Raw genomic sequence first — 15,175 nt, forward strand, 5'->3', positions numbered from 1 at the left:
ATAAATGTTAACCTTTAACCAATCGTAATATATCATTGTAGGTTACAGCAAGCATCAATAGCATGAGCATTGCAAAACCTACAAAATGAACCATGCTCTCCCTGCTCGGATCAACAGGCTTACCTCTGACAGCCTCCAGCCCAAGGAATACGAGACGGCTTCCATCCAACGCCGGGATTGGAAGCAAATTGAAGATTCCCAAATACAAGCTCAAAATCGCCGTCCATAATGTAAGCTGTTCGATCCCTTTCTTCGCAATCTGTCCTGTTACTTCGAACGTCCGAACAGGACCGCCCAAGTCGTCCAGTTTAAATTGACCAAAAATAAGCATGCGGAACCCTTCAAAAATTTTCTCCGTCGTATTCACCATTGATGTTGAGGCGAACGACAGCGTCTCACCGAATGAAGCCGTTCGTGTTGGCAGTACCGGTACGATACCAACCTTGCCGCCTTCTTGACCTTCCACCTTCTGCGGAGTCAGTGTTGCAGTGAAGCGTTCTTCACCACGCACAATAAGGAATGTCATTGGCTTGCCTTCGGAGTCAGCAATCAGCTTAATTAACATGTCACGATTGCCGCCAATTTGCTTGCCGTTCACTTCCTCGATAATATCTCCTTTTTGCAGTTGTGCCTGCGCAGCAGGAAGTCCTGGTGATACGTCTCCAATCTTCACAGACGTCGGGTTCTCGACCGGAACGCCCGAAATGGATACCGATACGCCGAACAAAATAAAAGCGAGCACAAAGTTCATAAAAGGCCCTGCAAAAATAGCTAGCGCCCGTTGGCCCACTGTCTTGCTGCCAAACTGACGATCATGAGGCGCGATCTGAATTTCGTCGCCCTTCACAATCATTTTAGCTTGCGGATGAATATCGTACGTAACTTCTTCATCCTCAACATCCAGCGTCAGCTTCAACGTATGCTCCAGATCAATCGTCTTCACTTCGCCACGCACAACCTCCTTGCGCATGTCTAATTGATCCAGATACAGCTTCGTCACCTTGTTATCACTGGACACACGTATCGCTATCGTCTGCCCTGGACTGACCTCTACAATTTCAGGATCTTCGCCTGCCATCCGTACAAAGCCGCCCACTGGCAATAACCGGAGTGTATATTTGGTTTCCCCACGAGTATAGGAGAATACTTTCGGACCGAATCCGATAGCGAACTCTCTAACGAGAATCCCCGCCCGTTTAGCGAAAATAAAATGTCCCCATTCATGAATCGTTACGATAACGAAAAAGACGAGCACGGTTAGAAATACGATTTGCACCATCTGCACTGCGTAGAATCCTCCTTTGTGTGCGTGTTCAATCGTCCTAGCACAACCCTAGGCTTCAAGAACGGCCCAATAACAATCGGACAGCGGTTTGTCTATATAGATTATCATTATTCTCCAATCCCGCACAAGAGAATCCATATCTAGTGAATGGCGATTATAAAATGGAGAGAGCCTCCGAACGCGTTCGCATATCTGTCTCCTGAATAGCATCCAAGGACGGATGCGGAATCGCAGTATGTTTCGATATTAAGGTACTCACGATACGTTCAATATCCAAGAAGGAAATTTCACCGCGCAGGAATCTCGCTACAGCCACTTCGTTCGCCGCATTAAACACAGTAGTAGCTGTACCTCCTGTTCTGCCGCACTCATAAGCATAACGAACCATAGGGAATCTCTCTGTATCCATCTCACGGAAATGAAGCTTCGCCACCTCAGCTAAATTAAGCGAAGCCGATGTATTCGGAAGTCTTTCCGGATACGCCAATGCATACTGGATAGGTACGCGCATATCAGGAACCCCCAATTGCGCAATAATGCTTCCATCCAAATATTCGACAAAAGAATGAATAATACTTTCAGGATGGATAAGTACATGAATTTGATCATAAGGCAAATCGAACAGCCAGCGAGCTTCAATCACTTCAAGTCCTTTATTAGCCATTGTTGCTGAATCGATCGTCACCTTCGCGCCCATAGACCAATTCGGATGCTTAAGTGCATCCTCAACGGTAACATTCGCCAGCTCGTCCCTCGTACGATCGCGGAAGCTGCCGCCTGATGCTGTCAATGTAATGGCACGAACTCCGCGCATCGGCTCTCCGTTCAAGCATTGGAAGATAGCGGAGTGCTCACTGTCAACTGGCATCAGCTTGACGCCTTTCGCTTGTGCACGTTCTGTTACCAAATGACCAGCTGTTACCAGCGTTTCTTTGTTCGCAATGGCAATCGTCTTGCCTTCATCGATAGCCGCGAGCGTTGACTTCAGACCGACACTTCCTACAACAGCTGTAACGACCGTATCGGCGTCAGTACCCGCTGCCACTTCGACCAATCCATCTTCACCATAATACAGTTCAACACCCTGGGGCAGTTGTTCCCGCAGGCGATCTGCTGCAGCCTTATCGTGAACCGATACAATGCTGGGCTTGAACTCTCGTATCTGCTCAAGCAGCAATGTTGTATTGTTCCCAGCTGCTAACGCTTCTACCTTAAACTGCTCAGGATGCTGTCTGACGATGTCGAGTGTCTGTGTCCCGATGGAGCCGGTCGATCCAAGTATGGATATCCGCTTCATGACCTCACCTCTTCATCCTATTCATAGCTATATCTATTACATGATAACATCATCGCTGTTCTCTCGATGACGTTCAATTTACAACGTTAATAATCCGATCAAATGCACAAATGGAAATACGACAAGCCAGCTGTCGCATCGATCCAGAACACCGCCATGCCCAGGCAGCAATGTACCTGAGTCCTTCACACCACGGACTCGCTTATATGCCGATTGAATCAAATCACCGAACTGACCGACAACAGCAGCAGATACCCCAATGCCAAATGCAAGCGGCAAGCTGACAATATCCGGTCGTCCAACAGCAAATAATAGCGCCACAATAATTGATGTCAGTACACCGCCAATTGCTCCTTCAATCGTCTTATTAGGACTAATCGACGGCCAGAGCTTGTGCTTGCCGATCGCACGTCCGATGAAGTAAGCACCAATGTCTGATGACCAAATGGCTGCAAACAGCATAAGCGTCCAGAATAAGCCGTCATCTCCCATTGAAGTACGCGTCAGCATCATATATTTGAAGCCAATGCCAATATAGAATGCTCCCAGCCACAACTGCGATACTGCTTCAATGGACACTTTGTTTTTGGATAATACGGTCACACCCAGCATCAGCAGCAGGCTGATCCATACAATAGCCTCCAATGACAGATTCCATCCAATTGATAAGCTTGTCCACGGAATCACAATCAAGGACATCGTTGCGTAGCCAATCAACGATGCCAGATCGAACGGTGATACATGATGCATTCGAGCAAATTCATAATAGCCTACAAAGGCAAGTGCGAGGAGCAGCAGTTCATATGGCAGACCGCCAATTATGCATAATGCGCCGAACAATAGTCCTGCTATAAGCCCTGTAACGATGCGCTGTTTCATATAGACTGTTCCTCCAACTTATTGTAATCCACCGTATCTTCGCGTTCTGCGCTGATACTCTATAACGGCCTCCATTAGATGTCGCTCAGTGAACTCTGGCCAGTAATCATTGGTGAACCACAATTCGCTGTACGCGATTTGCCAGAGCATGAAGTTACTTAATCTCATTTCTCCGCTTGTACGAATGAGCAGATCAGGATCAGGCAAGCTGCTGGATAAGAGATGATCGTGGATCATGCTCTCATCAATCGAACCAACTTCAATCTCACCTGTTTTCACTTTACGTACAATATCACGAACACCTTCTACGATTTCACGCTGACTACCATAATTCAAAGCAAAATTCAAAATAAGTCCTGTATTGTGCTTCGTCTTTTCAATGGCTTCCTCAAGTGCCAGAATCGTATGTTTAGGCAATCGGTCACGATAGCCCATCATACGCACTTGAACATTTTTCTCAATCAATTCTTCGAGTTCGATCGCCAAAAATTCCTGTGGCAATTTCATGAGAAAATCGACTTCGTCCTTTGGGCGTTTCCAGTTTTCGGTCGAAAAAGCGTACATCGTAAGCACTTTTACGCCCATATCATTCGCTGCGATGGTTACGCGCTTAACGGCTTTCATTCCTGAATGGTGGCCGGCAACGCGCGGCAAGCCCCTTTTTTTAGCCCAGCGACCGTTACCGTCCATAATGATCGCCACATGTTGTGGGATATTATCCGGCATCAGTTCCAGCTGCTTGTGGCCTCCACGCTGCTGTAACCATGTTTGGAATCGCTTAATCATTCGGTCTCCTCCAACCCGGTGATGAAAAAAAGACAATAAACCCCACCGTTCGGAGGGGCATGAAGAACAAAAAGAATAGGTTCTATCGTGTCTAACTTTTATACTTCCATAATTTCTTTTTCTTTAGCAGCTAATACTTTATCAACTTCAGCGATGTATTTGTCAGTCGTCTTCTGGATATCTTCTTGATGACGACGTGACTCATCTTCTGAAATGTCCGTTTTCTCAAGCTTCTTGATGTCATCATTCGCATCACGACGAATGTTGCGGACAGCAACTTTCGCTTCTTCACCGAACTTCTTCGTGTGCTTCACGAGCTCTGCACGACGTTCTTCTGTCAACGCTGGAATCGCAAGACGAATCATTGATCCATCGTTAGCTGGAGTCAGTCCAAGATCCGACTTCATAATTGCGCGCTCAATATCAGACAATGAGGATTTGTCCCAAGGCTGGATCATAAGCGTGCGCGGATCTGGCGTGCTGATGTTCGCCAATTGGTTAACCGGCGTCATCGCGCCATAGTATTCTACTTGAACACGATCAAGCAATGCAGGTGTTGCGCGTCCAGCGCGCAATGTTGCCAGTTCCCGTTTTAGAGCGGCAATCGCCTTTTCCATGCGTTCTTCTGCGTTTTTCTTCACTGCTTGTGGCACTATTCTACACTCCCTTTTACAATCGTTCCAATCTTCTCGCCGAGCACGACGCGCTTGATATTGCCAGACTCCGTAATTGCAAATACAATAAGCGGAATGTTATTGTCCATGCACAGCGAGGATGCCGTTGAATCCATTACACCCAAGTTGCGGTTCAATACTTCCATATATGTCAATTGCTCAAACTTCTCAGCTGTCTCATCCTTGAATGGGTCAGCCGAGTATACACCATCGACTTTATTCTTCGCCATCAAGATCACATCAGCTTCGATTTCAGCGGCACGAAGCGCAGCTGTCGTATCCGTCGAGAAGAATGGATTCCCGGTTCCTGCTGCAAAAATAACAACACGTCCCTTTTCCAAATGACGTATTGCACGACGGCGAATATATGGTTCTGCGATTTGTTGCATTGCAATCGAAGTTTGTACACGAGTCGGCACGCCAATTTGTTCGAGGGCATCCTGTAAGGCAAGCGAGTTCATAACCGTTGCAAGCATCCCCATGTAGTCTGCTGTTCCGCGGTCGATTCCTTTTTCACTTCCCGCAATACCGCGCCAAATGTTGCCGCCTCCGCAGACGATTGCGACCTCTACGCCAAGCTCTACAACTTCTTTCACTTGCTCGGCAATGGAGTTGATCATTTCGGATTCGATGCCGTATCCAGCTTGCCCGGACAACGACTCTCCGCTTACTTTAAGTACGATACGTTTATAAACCGGTTGTTTCAATGTATACCCTCCACTTTTCCATAACGGCCGCTAAAAAAGAAGGAACACGATGTGTTCCAACTTTTAAGCGCGTCTGTTGATTACGTAGTAGCCGCGTTCGAATGCTCTCTTTTCAAAAAGAAAAGATTACTTCAGGTTCGCTTGAGCCATAACTTCTTCAACAAAATTATCTTCTTTTTTCTCCAAGCCTTCACCAAGCTCGAAGCGAGCGAAGCGACGGATAGAAATGTTTTCACCGATTGTTGCGATTTTTTCTTTCAGCAACGTTTCGATTGTTTTGTCTGGGTCTTTAATGAAGGATTGCTCCATCAAGCAGTACTCTTCATAGTATTTACCGATGCGGCCTTCAACCATTTTTTCAACGATTTTTTCAGGCTTGCCTTCGTTCAACGCTTGTGCTTTTAAGATTTCTTTTTCTTTCTCGATTTCCTCTTGAGAAACTTCTTCGCGGCGAACATATTTTGGAGCAGTCGCTGCGATTTGCATAGCTACATCACGAGCGAAATCCTTGAAGTTGTCCGTTTTTGCTACGAAGTCTGTTTCGCAGTTGATTTCAACCAATACGCCGATACGTCCGCCAGCGTGGATGTAAGACTCAACCACACCTTCCGTTGCGATACGATCGGATTTCTTAGCTGCTGCTGCAAGGCCTTTCTCACGAAGCAATTCAGCTGCTTTCGTCAAATCGCCGTTAGCCTCTTCCAATGCTTTTTTGCAATCCAGCATACCTGCGCCTGTTTTTTCGCGCAATTCTTTTACTGCACTCGCATTTACTGCCATGTCGTATTTCCCTCCATCAATAAATTGGCACCCACGTATATGTACGATTAACGGCACCGAACGTTATACAGCTTAAAAAAAGGGCGGCGAGAGGTGAACCACCTGCCAACCACCCTTTTGTTCATCCAATTAGTATTCCAAAATTACGCTGTTGTTTCTTCGCCTTGATGAGCTTCAACAATTGCGTCAGCCATCTTAGCAGTCAACAATTTAACTGCACGGATTGCATCGTCGTTACCAGGGATAACGTAGTCGATTTCGTCCGGATCACAGTTTGTATCAACGATACCTACGATTGGGATACCCAGTTTACGAGCTTCCGCAACTGCGATACGCTCTTTGCGTGGATCGATTACGAACAACGCGCTAGGCAAACCTTTCATATTTTTGATACCGCCCAAGAACTTCTCAAGACGATCTTTTTCTTTGCGAAGAATGATAACTTCTTTCTTAGGAAGAACTTCGAATGTTCCATCTTCTTCCATCGTTTCGAGTAGCTTCAAGCGATCGATACGTTTTTGGATTGTTTCGAAGTTAGTCAAAGTACCACCCAACCAACGTTGGTTGATGTAGTACATGCCGCAACGCTCAGCTTCTTCCTTAACGGAATCTTGAGCTTGCTTTTTCGTACCTACGAACAAGATTGTTCCATTTTCTTCGCCGACGGATTTTACAAAATTGTAAGCTTCCTCGACCTTTTTCACTGTCTTTTGCAAGTCAATGATGTAAATACCGTTACGTTCTGTGAAGATATATCTGTCCATCTTCGGATTCCAACGACGTGTTTGGTGACCGAAGTGTACCCCAGCTTCCAAAAGCTGTTTCATGGAGATAACTGCCATCTTCACTACACCTCCTAATATGGTTATTTATCCTCCGCCAGTATCCTCTTTCGTTGAGACTTCCCGCAGTCAACCCGACAGAAAGCACCCTCACTGAAATACACTGACGTGTGTTCTTAACACCGTCATTTAATATACCATAACGCCTACCCAGTTGCAACCACTTTATCCACTGTTCGGGTCAAGCTATACTACTTGTTATTCGAACTTGCAGGCTGCTGCGGTACAAGCTTATATCCAGCCTGCTCGGCAGCTCGATGAAGCTCCGTATCCGACATCGGTTCTATCGAACGCTGACCGATAAGACATAGCTGAAGAAGGAGACCCCCTAGCACAATTCCGGTGCCTAACCCGATAAGAAAGCGGCGATCCTTAATCATGTGATCCCTCCTGCTGCCCCAACCGGATGATTAACTGGAGCTCACCAATTGGCATTCCCAGATGGTCTGCAATAGCCTGCTCTGTCCATCCGTTCTGAAAGAGTCTGAAGATCTCCGCGTATCGTGTTTGAATGGGAGCGCTAGACTGTTCTTCATGAAGTTCTTCATGAGAATCAGCTTCATCTGCAGCATGAAGTTCTTCCTTACGAGACGAGGCAGATCTATGTCCGCTCGGAACGGATAACGATGCCATCTGCGAGGGAACCGTCTCTTGTAATTCTGAGTCTTGCGTATTGGCTGTGCGCTGCAGAAGCTCCTGCTCGCGTTCAGACAGTGCGGAGGGATGACCTGCTTCTAATTCCGTATATACAGGTTGTGCAGTTGCCTGTTCTAAGCTGCTCCATTTGCTCTCCCATGCTTGTTCAAGCTTGTCCATTCGCTTGCGCAGCGCCTCATCCCGGTACTCTCCCTCTTGCTTCATCCGCTCAATGACTTTTAAGAGCTTCTCATTTTCTTCTTCAAGCTCTGTCATATAATGCTCAAGTGTCTCTTCCATATTACGTCGTATTTCTGTGGTGTCCATTGTTGCCTGAGTGCGAGGACGAAGCCATCCAATGACAACGATGACACCACCTAACAGCACAATGTAGATCCAAGGTTCCATGTATGCACCTCCTTATGTTGTCACGCTTCCTAAATGCAAGCGCCGCGATCCTCACGTTATGCGGGAACCCGGCGCCACCATTTAACACATGAAATCGATATGCTTTCCTTTGAAAGGATGTTGAGCCGGAACCATGACTTGCTCAGTTTCATCTTGTTTTTGCTCCGAATGGCTGTTATCGCTTCCATCCCGTTCTGCATGGTTCCCACCTTCATGATGTTGATTGCGAATGCGAGCATCCTGTGATGACTCCACCTGTGCATTTCGTTCCCGCGACTTTTCCATCAACCTTTGGGCTTGGTCGTTCAGTATCGCTTGTTCTGTTACAGGACGCTGTTGCTGTTGATGCTGCAATGTCGATGACTCTTGCGTTCGTGGTATCGCGATTTGCATTTCTACAGGCTTCCAATTCATCGAATCACCCCGGTTAGGCTATTGTCCTTCACCTTAACGGTAAGTTGTCATCATGATATCGCCGTCAACGATCCGGAAGGAAATACGCTGAGCCATGTCTTTGATGAAACGAACATTGCGGCCAATAACCAGCTTAGCTCCACCGTATATCGTATGAGACACATCTATGGAAGACACAGCTGTGTCCTCAAGCAACTTCTCAATCTCCAGCATACGCTCTCTCATTTCAGTCTGCTCTCCAACAAGCTGCTTTTTCGTAGAATTCAGCTTAATGCGCATGCCTAGCTTCTCCCCTGTCAACTGCCCAGTAGCGGCAAGCTGATCGAGTATGCGAAGTGCCTTTTCGGTTTTTTCTACGTTCTCAATATTATATTTAAGCTTAGTCCGTAAATCCGTCAATTCATTGCGCAAATCCGGCAGCACCCCTACTTCAATTACGGTGGCCGTGGACATCGTATTGCCAATTGTACGTGCAATCACTCGCTCACCTGCTTGTACAATCCCGCCCACAATAAGTCCCTTGGTGCCTTGGCATACAACCCGCTTGCCTGCTCGAATATTGGAGTGCATAATACTCTGCGATACATTGACTTCAGTGCCCGCAACGACGGTGGCCTCCTGAATGAACGAACATTTCACATGGGTTCCGGCCTTGACCATTCCTTTATTGCCGGCAATAATGCCTCCGCTTACCTCAATGCAGCCTTCCGCAGTAAGCGTTGCACCTTCCACGCCGCCATATACGCGAATATCTCCCGAAGCTTTCACAGTAAAGCCTGTCAGCACATTGCCGCGAATGACAATCGTACCGACAAAATCAATATTACCAGTGCGGTAGTCCACATCTCCGTTTACTTCATATACAGGGAACACACTGATTCGTTCCGGCTCAATACGGGATATGAGTCCGTCAATCGCCGAATAAAGCGCATTTTCCGCCTCATCTAGTACGACATTCTTCCCTTGCTTGAATCGTGCCTCGCGCCCAGTGATGGCCTTCATCTCCTCACCAAGAACGGACATGCCGGATATCCCTTCTTGGCTCGGAATACGCTTGGCTATCATTTGACCCTTCTTCACATTGTCCAACTGCTTCACTTCACGGAAATTAACCGTTCCGTCTTCCCGTTCAGCCGGCTTGGACTCCTTCCCGTTCTGCGGAAGCAGAAGCTCTATTCGACCATCTACACCGTGTACGGGTGCTTTTCCATGAGCGACCATCGTCGCACCTCGAGCAAAATTGTTCGGATTCGCAGCGATATCCTTCAATACCTGAGACTGTACTCCATATCGAATGCCGTAGGAACGCAGCAATTCGTCCAGCTCTTCAATCGTGCACGTGAGCCCTTCAACAGCCTTCTTAAAATGGAGATGCGCCTGCAATTTATCTTCAGATACGGTTACTTCCAAATACTCTTCCAATGCCAATGTCATACTCACGAAAAACCCCCCTTTCTTTTTCTCTTTATTCAGCGTAGTTTCTTCTCAACTATTCCGTATCCCATCAATTTTCCATCAGCATTGGCTTCTGCTTCTCCAATACGGTTCGAAGTCTCAGTATCGCCTTAGAGTGCAGCTGCGAAATTCGAGATGGTGATAGTGACATCACTTCCGCTATCTCACTCAGTGACAAATCCTCATAATAGAACAAGGAGATCACTGTTCTCTCTTTATCGGTTAATTTATCAATTCCCTGAACAAGTGCTTCCTTTAAATAGTACTCATTTACCTTATACTCCGGATTCTTCGCCGTCTCATCGATAAGAAGCGATATTCGCGTCTCAGAGTCGTCCTCACGAATCGGATCTTCCAATGAACAAATCGACATGATCGATACGTCTTGAAGCATCCCTTGGAAGTCCTTCTCACTGACTTGCAAATAGGAGCTCATCTCTTCATCCGTAACTGTACGCAAGTATTGCTGCTCCAATTGCTGATAAGCCTCTTCAATTTTCTTCGCCTTCTCTCTTACCGAGCGAGGTACCCAATCTCCAGAACGCAGTCCGTCTAGGATGGCTCCACGAACCCGCCATGAGGCATAGGTTTCAAATTGCAGCCCTCTGTGGTAATCGAATTTCTCAACAGCATCTATCAGGCCAATCACACCATGGCTTGCCAGATCGTCCTTACTTACATTGCGAGGCAGACCTGCAGCAAGTCGATTCGATACGAAGTCGACGATCGATAGATGATTTTCTATCAATTGCCGCTTCGCATCCTGATCACCATGATCCTTCCAGCGTTCCCACAGTCCCTCTTGCGAGCCAGGTTGTAATTTCTGTACGCTCACCGACAGTCAACCTCCTTACTTTTGTACGAAGTGACGAACAGCCTGTGCCAATTCCTCCGCATCTGGTTGCGCTTTGGTCACGAGCTTGGGTGGTTGCAGCGGTTGGAACGAGCCGCCTTCATCTTCTACCGGATTTGACTTCGAATCTGCACCGTTCGGCCGCAGTAAATCTCGAAGAACATCCTCTTCATCCGGAGTTGTCATGTCCAACATCGTCCCTGCGTTTGGATTCTTAGATGCGCCGGCCTCAGGCTGCTTGCCTTCATCATCAGATAGCAGCACGCCCAAGGCAAATCTGACCCCATATGCGAGTCCGAACCATATTACAAACGCAATAATTGCTCGGAGCAGACTCGTCGTCCATACATTATTGCTCCATGACACCATTAAGGCAAAGATAGATCCAACAGCACCGAATATGTAATTCCAACGTATTGTTCCTCTCATGCTATATATCCTTTTCACCCATCTGCACGCTGCGAATGTGAAGTCTCCCGTCATCACAGAACAGTTCTATCGTTCTCCCATAATTGGCGCCTGTGTCTTCGGCATGAAGCGGGATACTGTATTGCTCCAACATCGATTTGCAGGAATCTACATTCCGTGGTCCGATACGCATCATATCGTTATTCGAAGCAAAAGCAAACATCTGGGCTCCTCCAGCCATCTTCGCATGAACCCGGGACAGAGAAGCACCCGCTTCTGTCATACGGCGTATCAATTCTGGAATGGCAGTATCCGCATACTTGGCGATGTTGCGATTCCCCTCTCTAGCAATATCCGAAGACGGCAGCATAACATGCGCCATTCCGGCAATTTTGGCAACCGGGTCATATAACGTCAATCCAACGCACGATCCGAGACCGGTCGTTCGTAAGGAACCGAAACGGCATACCTGCAAATCAGCCATTCCGACTTTTACAACCGTCGACTCTTCTATCATTCGAATGGCACTCCCAATGCAGCAAATATTTTGTCAAAAGAGTCCGGGTCAGGTATTAAGAAAAAGGTTCCTTGCACTTCATCGCAGTCTTGCAAAAACTTCGTATCGATTAGCAACGCGCTGTCTCCCATTTCCCCGTATTGCAGTATTCCGTAGTTGAGCACTGCGCCCGCCATATCGATAGCAAGCTGAGGAACCGTTGGCGACATCGCCATATGAGTGAAATCTGCCAAGGAAGACAAGTAAGAACCTGCTAAAATGTTGCCGATCTCCGACAAGGCGGACAATTCCATGTCATTGAAACATTGACTCGTATCTGAAGGCAATGCTTCCAAGTGCGACAAAAGACGCTTAGCGGCATCCGTATCGAACATAAAGAACAAATGACTTGGCGCATCTCCTTCGACACGAAAATATATTGCAATCACAACATGTTCTGCGCCACCAACCTCGTCCGCAATTTCCTCGAACGGCAGAAGCCGCACCTTCGGTACAGCCATGTCAATCGGTCGGTTGAGCAGCCGGGATAGTGCCGTTGCGGCGTTGCCAGCACCAATATTCCCGACTTCCTTCAGAACATCCAGCTTGAACTCTCCGAGTCGTTCGAATAAGTGCACGCTGTTATGCCTCAAGCTGTTCTAATCGAATAATTTCACTCTTATTCAGCACCTCGGCCAAATGGAGCATAATAAGTAAACGCTCATCCCCAATCTTAGCTACGCCGCGCAAGTATTTGGCTTGAATGCCGCCCACAACCTCTGGGGCCGGTTCGATATCTTCGTCCATAATATCAATAACATCATTGGCACTATCCACGATAAAGCCAACTTCCAAATCTTCATAAGCTACGATAATAATACGAGATTGTTCCGTCACTTCCGCAGACGGCAATCCGAATCGACCACGAAGCTCGATGACCGGAACAACAACCCCGCGCAAGTTAATAACACCTTTAATGAAGTCGTATGTTTTCGGAACCCGTGTGATAGGGAGCATACGCTCTATCGTTTTTACCTTTTCAACTTCGATTCCGTATTCTTCTTCCCCTAACGTAAAGACAACGACCTTTAACTCTTCTGCCATGTCACGTCCTCCTTCATTTGAATATGACTATTTTGCAATCATAAATAGACATTGAGGATTACTTCAGCAACGCATTCGGATCAATGATCAATGCAACTTGTCCATCACCGAGAATCGTTGCTCCTGAGAAGCCTGGCGCATTTTTTAAATAGCTTCCTAATGGCTTCAGAACAATTTCGCTTTGACCGATAAAGTCATCGATAGCCAATGCCGCTATACGGTCACCTTTGCGTACGATGATGATCTCAACCTCTTCTTCCTCCATGTCCGAATAATTCGGGCAATCGAAAAGTGTGCTGAGTGATAGAAGAGGGATTACACTGTCTCGGTAATCAACCATCCGGATACCACCATGAACCCGGCGTATTTTTTCTTTCTTGACCATGCTTGTCTCCACAATAGAGCTAAGCGGAATCGCATACTTCTCACTTCCCAAACGGAAGAGCATTGCCGATAATATGGACAATGTAAGCGGGAGCTGCACGATAAACTTCGTTCCTTGTCCCAGCTTAGACTCAACAATGACGTGTCCACCTAAAGATGTAATCTTGGATCTTACTACATCCAGTCCAACACCCCTGCCAGATATATCCGAGACCTTCTCTGCCGTACTGAATCCAGATGCGAATAGCAGCATATATACCTGCTCATCACTCATTTGAGCTGCTCTCTCCGCAGTGACAACACCATTCTTGATGGCTTTCTTCAATACCATCGCACGGTCGATTCCGTGACCATCTTCTTCAATTTCGATGAAGACATGATTGCCGCTGTGGAAAGCCCGCAAATGAACAGTCCCTGTTTCTGGCTTGCCGGCTGCGATACGATCCTCAATAGATTCAATACCGTGGTCAACTGCATTGCGCAGCAAGTGAACAAGTGGATCTCCGATCTCATCAATTACAGTGCGGTCAAGCTCTGTCTCAGCACCGGTTATAATAAAGTCTATCTTCTTATCAAGTGATTTGGCTAAGTCACGCATCATCCGCGGGAATCTGCTGAATACCGTATCAACAGGAACCATGCGCAGCTTAAGCACAATATTTTGCAAATCAGAGCTTACTCGTGACAAATGCTCCACGGTATCTGTCAAATCATGATGCTTGAGATCACCTGACAATTGCTCGAGCCGTACGCGATCAATGAGCATTTCGCTTAGTAGATTCATCAGTACATCGAGCCGTTCAATATCTACGCGAATCGTCCGGTTTGCAACTGCTTTTCCAGTTGCTGGCGTGCTGCTTGGTTTGCGTGCAGGCGCAGACGAAGCTTCGGATGCCGCTGGCTGCTCTGTCTTCACTTCTGGCTTGGCTGGCGCTGCAGTTGCTGCTGCTTCTTGTCTGCCTGCTTGTACTTCTTCGATTTGACTATTCCAATTGCGGATGTCTTCAAGCGTGAATGGCTGTACTTGTACGCTGTCCAGCTCTGAGACTTGTCCGATCTCTTGCTGCAATCGCTCGGCATCTTCACCGCTGACAAAGAATACGGTAAAGCCATTGTCGAACTTATCCTGCTCTATGTCCTGTGCAGGAGGATTCGACTTCACTACTTCACCGTACTGCCCAAGCACCTGAAATACCATATAGGCTCTAGCTGCCTTTAGTACGCAATCTTCACGCAATTGGATGTGGATGTAGTACACATGCATGCCTGCTTCCACCGATTGTTCCAAGATACTTCTCTGGAATTCATCAAGCCGCTCATTTTGCTCTTCAGCATCATCTGCGGAGCTTCCGTCTGCGGAAGAAGCTTCCTTCTTGTAATCGCCTTTGACAATCGATTGGAGAGCTGCAACAATTGCCGTCACATCTGCCTTGCCTTCTCCACCGTTAGTAATATCGGAGACCATAGCTTCCAAAGCATCCAAGCTTCGGAATAACGTATCAAAAATAAAGGAGTCCATCGCGAGCTGTTGGTTTCTTACAAGATCCAATACATTTTCCATCTGGTGTGTTAATGAGGCCAAATCCTCAAACCCCATTGTCGCCGACATCCCTTTTAGGGTGTGGGCCGACCTGAAAATGACTTGCACGATCCCAACATCGTCTGGCTGGTTCTCCAACTCTAGCATGTGCTCGTTCAACGCTTGCAAATGGTCGTTCGCTTCGTCAATAAACATGGACAAATATTGATTCAAATCCATGCTCGAAC

General features: G+C 47.1%; 18 protein-coding genes. All 18 read right to left on the reverse strand.

Annotation, left to right across the window (positions count from 1 at the left end; translation table 11 throughout):
• Positions 1-7: 7 nt before the first annotated feature.
• Positions 8-1,285 (reverse strand): RIP metalloprotease RseP, encoded by a 1,278-nt coding sequence (gene rseP / locus M3661_RS16270; RefSeq protein ID WP_251486732.1) that lies wholly within the window; start codon positions 1,283-1,285, stop codon positions 8-10.
• A gap of 154 nt (positions 1,286-1,439) precedes the next feature.
• Complete coding sequence (locus tag M3661_RS16275) at positions 1,440-2,582, reverse strand: 1-deoxy-D-xylulose-5-phosphate reductoisomerase (protein WP_251486733.1); 1,143 nt, start codon at positions 2,580-2,582, stop codon at positions 1,440-1,442.
• A 78-nt stretch (positions 2,583-2,660) separates the two neighbouring features.
• Positions 2,661-3,461 (reverse strand): phosphatidate cytidylyltransferase, encoded by an 801-nt coding sequence (locus M3661_RS16280; RefSeq protein ID WP_251486735.1) that lies wholly within the window; start codon positions 3,459-3,461, stop codon positions 2,661-2,663.
• Between the two features lie 18 nt (positions 3,462-3,479).
• A complete protein-coding gene (locus M3661_RS16285) occupies positions 3,480-4,247 on the reverse strand; it encodes an undecaprenyl pyrophosphate synthase (RefSeq protein ID WP_142543627.1) in 768 nt (255 codons plus the stop codon).
• A 98-nt stretch (positions 4,248-4,345) separates the two neighbouring features.
• Positions 4,346-4,900 carry a ribosome recycling factor gene (gene frr, locus M3661_RS16290; RefSeq protein ID WP_251486737.1) on the reverse strand — a complete coding sequence of 185 codons (555 nt, stop codon included), beginning with the start codon at positions 4,898-4,900 and terminating at the stop codon, positions 4,346-4,348.
• Positions 4,900-5,628, reverse strand: a complete 729-nt coding sequence (gene pyrH, locus M3661_RS16295; protein WP_021256523.1) for a UMP kinase — start codon at positions 5,626-5,628, stop codon at positions 4,900-4,902. Before pyrH ends, frr begins: the two co-directional genes overlap by 1 nt.
• Positions 5,629-5,754: 126 nt before the next feature.
• Positions 5,755-6,408: a translation elongation factor Ts gene (tsf, locus tag M3661_RS16300; protein WP_021256524.1), complete on the reverse strand. Its 654-nt coding sequence runs from the start codon at positions 6,406-6,408 to the stop codon at positions 5,755-5,757.
• Between the two features lie 143 nt (positions 6,409-6,551).
• Positions 6,552-7,250, reverse strand: coding sequence for a 30S ribosomal protein S2 (rpsB, locus tag M3661_RS16305; protein ID WP_065291886.1), 699 nt, complete (start codon positions 7,248-7,250; stop codon positions 6,552-6,554).
• Positions 7,251-7,441: 191 nt separating this feature from the next.
• Positions 7,442-7,630, reverse strand: a complete 189-nt coding sequence (locus tag M3661_RS16310; protein ID WP_251486740.1) for a hypothetical protein — start codon at positions 7,628-7,630, stop codon at positions 7,442-7,444.
• Positions 7,623-8,294, reverse strand: coding sequence for a DUF6115 domain-containing protein (locus tag M3661_RS16315; RefSeq protein WP_065291888.1), 672 nt, complete (start codon positions 8,292-8,294; stop codon positions 7,623-7,625). Before M3661_RS16315 ends, M3661_RS16310 begins: the two co-directional genes overlap by 8 nt.
• 81 nt (positions 8,295-8,375) lie before the next feature.
• Positions 8,376-8,708 carry a hypothetical protein gene (locus M3661_RS16320; RefSeq protein ID WP_065291889.1) on the reverse strand — a complete coding sequence of 111 codons (333 nt, stop codon included), beginning with the start codon at positions 8,706-8,708 and terminating at the stop codon, positions 8,376-8,378.
• 33 nt (positions 8,709-8,741) lie between these two features.
• On the reverse strand, positions 8,742-10,148 hold the full coding sequence (locus tag M3661_RS16325) for a flagellar assembly protein A (RefSeq protein ID WP_251486741.1): 1,407 nt from the start codon (positions 10,146-10,148) through the stop codon (positions 8,742-8,744).
• Positions 10,149-10,212: 64 nt separating this feature from the next.
• Complete coding sequence (locus tag M3661_RS16330) at positions 10,213-10,998, reverse strand: FliA/WhiG family RNA polymerase sigma factor (protein WP_021256530.1); 786 nt, start codon at positions 10,996-10,998, stop codon at positions 10,213-10,215.
• A gap of 15 nt (positions 10,999-11,013) precedes the next feature.
• Positions 11,014-11,445, reverse strand: a complete 432-nt coding sequence (locus M3661_RS16335) for a hypothetical protein (RefSeq protein ID WP_021256531.1) — start codon at positions 11,443-11,445, stop codon at positions 11,014-11,016.
• 1 nt (position 11,446) lies between these two features.
• Positions 11,447-11,941 carry a chemotaxis protein CheD gene (locus M3661_RS16340; protein WP_021256532.1) on the reverse strand — a complete coding sequence of 165 codons (495 nt, stop codon included), beginning with the start codon at positions 11,939-11,941 and terminating at the stop codon, positions 11,447-11,449.
• Positions 11,938-12,558: a chemotaxis protein CheC gene (locus M3661_RS16345; RefSeq protein WP_021256533.1), complete on the reverse strand. Its 621-nt coding sequence runs from the start codon at positions 12,556-12,558 to the stop codon at positions 11,938-11,940. The genes M3661_RS16340 and M3661_RS16345 overlap by 4 nt, the downstream gene beginning before the upstream one ends.
• A gap of 4 nt (positions 12,559-12,562) precedes the next feature.
• Positions 12,563-13,024: a chemotaxis protein CheW gene (locus M3661_RS16350; protein WP_021256534.1), complete on the reverse strand. Its 462-nt coding sequence runs from the start codon at positions 13,022-13,024 to the stop codon at positions 12,563-12,565.
• Between the two features lie 58 nt (positions 13,025-13,082).
• Entirely contained in the window at positions 13,083-15,167 is a 2,085-nt protein-coding gene (locus M3661_RS16355; protein WP_065291890.1) for a chemotaxis protein CheA, read from the reverse strand.
• Positions 15,168-15,175 lie beyond the last annotated feature (8 nt).

This window comes from Paenibacillus sp. MER 180, from assembly GCF_023713665.1.
In the GTDB taxonomy this organism is placed as follows: domain Bacteria; phylum Bacillota; class Bacilli; order Paenibacillales; family Paenibacillaceae; genus Paenibacillus_B; species Paenibacillus_B suaedae.